Origin of the sequence: Pseudoxanthobacter sp. (assembly GCF_036822375.1) — a bacterium.
Taxonomy (GTDB): domain Bacteria; phylum Pseudomonadota; class Alphaproteobacteria; order Rhizobiales; family Segnochrobactraceae; genus Pseudoxanthobacter.
In genome coordinates, this window is sequence record NZ_DAISHT010000039.1 from 17,548 (window position 1) to 23,294 (window position 5,747).

5 protein-coding genes are annotated in these 5,747 nt (G+C 64.8%); 3 read left to right on the top strand and 2 right to left on the bottom strand.

Annotated features, from left to right (window positions below):
• Window positions 1-559: 559 nt before the first annotated feature.
• On the top strand, window positions 560-982 hold the full coding sequence (locus V7067_RS06195) for a hypothetical protein (protein ID WP_334175012.1): 423 nt from the start codon (window positions 560-562) through the stop codon (window positions 980-982).
• 98 nt (window positions 983-1,080) lie between these two features.
• Window positions 1,081-1,506, top strand: a complete 426-nt coding sequence (locus V7067_RS06200; RefSeq protein ID WP_334175013.1) for a SufE family protein — start codon at window positions 1,081-1,083, stop codon at window positions 1,504-1,506.
• Between the two features lie 88 nt (window positions 1,507-1,594).
• Here V7067_RS06200 and V7067_RS06205 read toward each other — a convergent pair whose 3' ends face one another.
• A complete protein-coding gene (locus tag V7067_RS06205; protein ID WP_334175014.1) occupies window positions 1,595-2,725 on the bottom strand; it encodes a DUF6456 domain-containing protein in 1,131 nt (376 codons plus the stop codon).
• Window positions 2,726-2,990: 265 nt separating this feature from the next.
• Here V7067_RS06205 and V7067_RS06210 point away from each other — a divergent pair, with 265 nt between their 5' ends.
• Complete coding sequence (locus V7067_RS06210) at window positions 2,991-4,559, top strand: DUF262 domain-containing protein (protein ID WP_334175015.1); 1,569 nt, start codon at window positions 2,991-2,993, stop codon at window positions 4,557-4,559.
• A gap of 173 nt (window positions 4,560-4,732) precedes the next feature.
• Here the strand turns inward: V7067_RS06210 and V7067_RS06215 are convergent, their stop codons facing one another.
• On the bottom strand, window positions 4,733-5,683 hold the full coding sequence (locus tag V7067_RS06215) for an IS1595 family transposase (protein WP_334175016.1): 951 nt from the start codon (window positions 5,681-5,683) through the stop codon (window positions 4,733-4,735).
• Window positions 5,684-5,747 lie beyond the last annotated feature (64 nt).

The following is a 5,747-nucleotide window of genomic DNA, read 5'->3' on the forward strand; positions in this document are numbered from 1 at the left end:
CTCCTGCCGGCGGGTGCGCGCTGCCGGTCGCCGGCTCATCGCCGCCCTCCCGCGGCCGTCAGGCCGCCGGCGGGAAACGATTCGGAGATCGCAGCCGCACAGTTCATCCGGTCCTCATTCCCAGAGTTGGCCCGCCCGGACCCATTCCGCCAGAGCCGTCCTGCCCAGAGCCATCCTGCCCAGAGCCGTCCCGCAACGCCGTACCGTCCGGGGCGAGCGTCCCGTCCTGCCGGCCGCACCGCCGCGCCGGCCCCGCGAAGCTGCCACCGGCGCCTTAAGGAAGCTCAAATGCCCCGCCGCAACCGCAATTCGCCCTGTCGCAGCACGAATTTAGATCGAATTGCGGACATCGAAAAAACGCCGGATTCAGGCCTTCAAAGTCATTATAGCCGGTGCAGAGGCCGGCCCGAACGCCCCGGGCACCCTGCCCGGACGCCGCCCGTTCCGGGCATGGCGACACGGGGCTGCCCGCCGGCCCGCAGCAGGGTGAGCGGAGTTTAACACAACAGACCGGCGCCGGCATCGTCCCCGGCACCGTCAGATCACGGCGGCTCTGGCCATGATGTTCCTCCTCAAATGCGCGTTCTGGCTGGGACTGGTGTTCCTCGTCGCGCCGATGATCTTTCCGCCGGATACGCGCCCCGCCGCGGTTGCCCCCGCTGCCGTTGCCACCGCGCCGGCGGCCCGCACGCCCGCCGCCACGCCGGCGGCAGAGGCCGCCTCCCCGCTGGCCCAGGCCGGCCGGGTGCTGGAATTCTGCCGCAACAACCCGGCGGTCTGCGAAACCGCCATCGGCGCCGTTTCCGCGCTGGGCACCATGGTGGGCGACAGCATCGATTTCTTCACCGGCCTTGTCAGCAGCCGGCCGGCGCGTTCCGCCCGCCTGCCCGCCGACCCGGCGCTGACCGGCACCCTCACGGCCTCCGACCGCGAAGAGCCCTGGCACGGCGTCGCCCCCGCCCCGCGGCCGCCGCAGGGCTGAAGGGGCCAGCCGCCGCGCGGGCCGCCCGCGCAGGTCGTTTGCCTGCCGGCCGGAATCGGGTCTATAGGTGGCCGCTGCCTCTCAAGCGGACCCGGCTCATGACCCTCGACGAGATCACGGAAACCTTCGACCTTCTCGACGACTGGGAAGAGCGCTACCGCTATGTGATCGAACTCGGCCGCTCGCTGCCGCCCTTTCCGGAAGAAGCCCGCACCGATGCCAATCTGGTGCCCGGCTGCACCTCCCGCGTCTGGCTGGTCTGCCACACCTCCGGCCCGGCCGGAAACCCGACCCTCACCTTTCTCGGCGACAGCGACGCCCACATCGTGCGCGGCCTTGTCGCCATTCTGCTGACGATCTGCTCGGGCCATACCGCGCAGGAGATTCTGGCGCTCGATACCGAAGCCATTTTCGGCCGCCTCGGCCTGCGCGCCCACATCACACCGCAGCGCTCCAACGGTCTCACCTCCATGGTCCGCCGCATCCGGCAGGAAGCCGGAGAGGCCCTGTCCGCGGCCGGCTGAGCGGCCCGCCCGCCCGCCGGCCCGTCCCGCCCCCACTGCCCGCGCCGGTGTCAGCGCCGGCGCGCACCCCGGTGCCGGCACGCGCCCGTCATGCCCGGCCCGGCTCACGCCCCGGCTTCACCGGCGGCGCGCCGGCCGCGGTGCCGCGGCGGCCGGGCCGATAGTCCGCGCTGCCCCAGTGGCGCATCGTGCCGCGCTCCCGACCGCGCGCCTCCGCCGCAAGGCCGTAATGGCCGGCAAGCCGCCGCAGCGCCAGCGCCAGCACGATCTTTGCCGAGCGCACCGGCCAGCCGCGCTCGCGCTCCACAGCCTCCAGCCCCTTCAGAAAACAGCACACGTCGACGAGCACCCCGGACAGTTCCGGCCCGACGGCCTCAAGCGCCGTCCCGAAGCGCCGGCGCGCTTCCAGCGCCATGTCAGTCAGATCGGCCACCCCGCCCCGGCCGCCGCTGCGGCGCTGGCTGCCGGCCGCGTCCCAGTTCTGCGTCACCCGGGGCGAAAGCCCGGCGCGGGTAAAATCGCGGCGCAGCCGCTCGCCCGCCTCCGTCTGTGCCGCATCCAGCAGCGGCTGCCCGTTGCGCCCCGCGCGCCGGCCCAGCCAGCCCAGCGGGCTTTCCGCCAGATCGCGGATCGCCGCGTCGCCGGCGCTCCCGCCGCCCGGCATGCTGTCCCGCGCCGTTCCCGCGGTTGCGCCGTCGCAGCCCGCCCGGCTGCGCCGTGCCGGGCCGGTGCCCGTGCCCGGCCCCGCGTCGTCGCCGGCCGGCTGCGTCATCACGCAGCCGTGTTGCAGGCGAAAGGCGGAGGGGCGCTCGGGCGCGCCCGCCCCCGCCAGCGTGCGGCGCAGCCAGCCGTTGCCGTCCGCCGTTGCCGCCAGCACCCCGGCGCGGTCGGTCACGAGGCCGCGGCGCCGCATCTCCGCCAGCACCGCCGGCGCCACCGGCAGCCGGTCGCCGCTGGTCAGGCACAGGGCCGGTGCCCCCGCCGCGTCGGTCTCAACCGGCAGGCCGCCCTTCAGCAGCCGTCGCAGCACCCGCACCATGGCGCGTTCGTCCAGCGCCAGAGCGCCCTCGCCCGCGCGTGCCTCGTGTGCGCTGCCGGCGGCATGGCGCAGCCCCTTGCGGCCGCCCGCCCCCTCGTCGCGGCCCTTCGCCGGGCGCGCAATCCGCTTCCGCCCGCGTCCCGCCTGCATCGCGGCGCGCGTCTCAACCGTTCCTGCCATCTGCGGCTCCATGATCGCCGATCCGTCGATTCGGATGGATATAGGACAATATCCCTATCACCATCACCGACCGCCACTATCGATATCATTGCAGCCCAACGGCATCCTGGGGTTGATTCGGCCGTAACACCCTGAAAAAGCGGTCCTATCGGGGAAAAATGATCTGGGGATAGGAATTAAATCAGCGTATTATACTTCGCGTACCCACTATCGCTCTGGTTGGAGGTGAGTTATGACTCACGCATTCCGATCGGGGGGAAATCCGATGGCGATAGCCGTCAATATGGATGCGCTTATACCGCGCGAAGATTTCGAGGCTGAGGCCGCTAACGATGACGCGCCTACCCCTCAAACCGTCACTGTCAGGGATCTGGAGCCAACTGCCTTCTTTGGCCTGGCGCTACGCAAACCAGATTTCCAGCGGGAAACGTCTGAGTGGGATGCGAAGCGCGTAGCAGGGCTGGTGCGGACCTTTATTGAAGGCGATCTGATCCCGGCAGTCATTCTGTGGAAGCACAGGGAATTTATGTTCGTCATAGACGGTAGCCATCGTCTGAGCGCGCTGATCGCCTGGGTGAACGACGATTACGGTGACGGCGAAGCATCCCAAAAATTCTTCGGCCACTCAGTGCCGCCGGAGCAAATCGACCACGCCATTCGAGTCCGCAAGCTCGTCAACGCGGAAATCGGATCTTATGCCGATCACGTCGCAGCGGCAAAAAACCCAGAGAGCTTCGGCCCCGATATTGTCGCACGTAGTCGAGCGCTTGGAAGCCGAGCACTCAATTTGCAGTGGGTTCGAGGCGATGCGATCAAGGCCGAAGCATCATTCATACGCATCAACCAACAGGCGGCAACGATAACGCCGCAAGAGTTAGAGATGATCAAGGGGAGACGGAAGCCGGCGGTGATGGCTGCTAAAGCCATCATCCGACGTGGCACGGGCCATCAATACTGGTCTAGTTTTGCAGTCGACGTCCAAACGGAAATACGGTCTGTAGCGTCGGATTGCTATCGGCTTCTGTTCGAGCCATTACTATCGTATCCAATAAAGAGCCTAAATCTCCCTGCTGGCGGGTCTGTTTACGCGTCCCCTACCCTTAGGATGGTCTATGATTTTGTACATCTCAGTGTCGGTACCGTCAACGAAGACGAAGACACGACGGGGATTCGTACTGTAGAATTTCTCAAGCGAGCCAGGAGAACTGCGCAACTCGTTCTCAGCAATTCGGCTAATTCTCTAGGGCTTCATCCGGCCGTATATTTCTATAGCTGGACAGGCAAGCAGCAGCCGATATTGTTTCTGACAATGGCGCAAATCGCGCTTGATCTAGATCGGCAGCGGCAATTGGATGCGTTCATTGACCGCCGGGCTAGACTGGAGCAGTTCATAACGGCCCGCAGAACTTTGCTCAACCAGATCGTACGCAAATTCGGCACCAAGGATTCAGGCAAGGGGCATCTGCGTGCGTTCTACGAAAAAGTCTTTGAAGCCATCGACGACGGAAAATCCGATGAGGAGATCGTGACGACGCTGACCGCCGACAAAGCGTTCACTTATCTCCAACCAACCGAAAACCCTTATGCCGGCGTGTCTCCGACGCGCTATTCGGCACAGGTCAAATCTGGATTGGTAATGACCGGATTGATGGAGCATGCCCCAAAATGCGCTATTTGCGGAGGCCTTGTGCCGAGCCAAGCGATTTCGATTGATCATAAGATCGATAGGTCTGAAGGGGGCGAGTCGGATTTAGGCAACCTTCAGCTAACTCATCCGTATTGCAACACGGGGTACAAGAATCGGCAGAAGTCAGCTGCCAGGCGTGGACCTTGAAGGCAGCAGTATCTCAATAGCCTGATCGAAATTGGTTGAACCCGCCTCGTCAGCCTCAAGTTCCCGAGCGGTCGCAATGAACCGCTCGGACTGCTCTTTCTGACTGAGCTTCCTACTCGGCTTTTTTGGCTTTGGGGCGGTATCGGGACGGTCGCCAGACGCCATAGGGCTTCTCACCTTGCACGAGTCGTTTCATAGGTAAGGCGCTTGCCGATGACGCCGTCAAGGATGTTGGCGGCGCGGGCGATATCATTCACGCCAAGGGCTACGCGGCGATTGTGGCGGAAGTCGAATTCCGCGAGGTAGCGATGCAGGTGCTTCTCGGCGCAATGCTGATAGGTGCCGCGCATGCCGCGCTTGAAAATCGAGAAGTAGCTTTCGATGGTGTTCGAGTGGACACCGCCGCGGACGTACTCGCCAGCGGAGTGCTTGACCGACTCGTGAGCGGCGAAGTGATCGCCCATGCCGCCATAGAGACGGCTTTCATCGGTGTAGAGCACGCTTTCCTTCGCGACGTTCTCGGTGACGAGCGAGGCCACATTGACCTTGGTCGCCTGCGCGACGTGGAAGGTGCGGACACGGCCACCACGCTCAATCAAGCCGAGGATCGCGCGCTTGCCAGACGGGCCATTCTTGCCGCCCTTGAGGTAGGGACGGCCCTTGCGCTGCTCTGATGGCTGCGGATCGGCCTGCTTGCCATGATAGGTCTCGTCGGCTTCGACGATCTGGCCGGCGCCGCCGAGCGGGCCAAGGCCACCCTCGCGCATGGCCTCGCGGATGCGGTGCGACATGAACCAAGCGGTCTTGAGGGTGACGCCAAGGGTCCGGTGAAGCTGATTCGAGGAAATGCCCTTCTTGGACGAGGCCATAAGGAAAATGGCTTGCAGCCAAAGGTGCAGCTTCACATGGCTCGATTCGAAGATGGTGCCGACCTTCACGGTAAAGGGCTTGCGGCAGTCATAGCACTTGTAGACGCCGATGCGGGTCGAGTTGCCCTTGAGCGGTGAGTTTCGATCGGTGCCGCCGCAATGCGGGCAAACCGCGCCATTTGGCCAGATCCTGGCCTCTACGAACTTGTAGGCGGCAGCTTCATCGTGGAAGTGGCGATCGGAAAGGACGGACATCGTGGTAGCTCCTTATGTCCCCTTTGTAATCCGTCGCCTTGGGTACGTCAAGTATAATATGCGG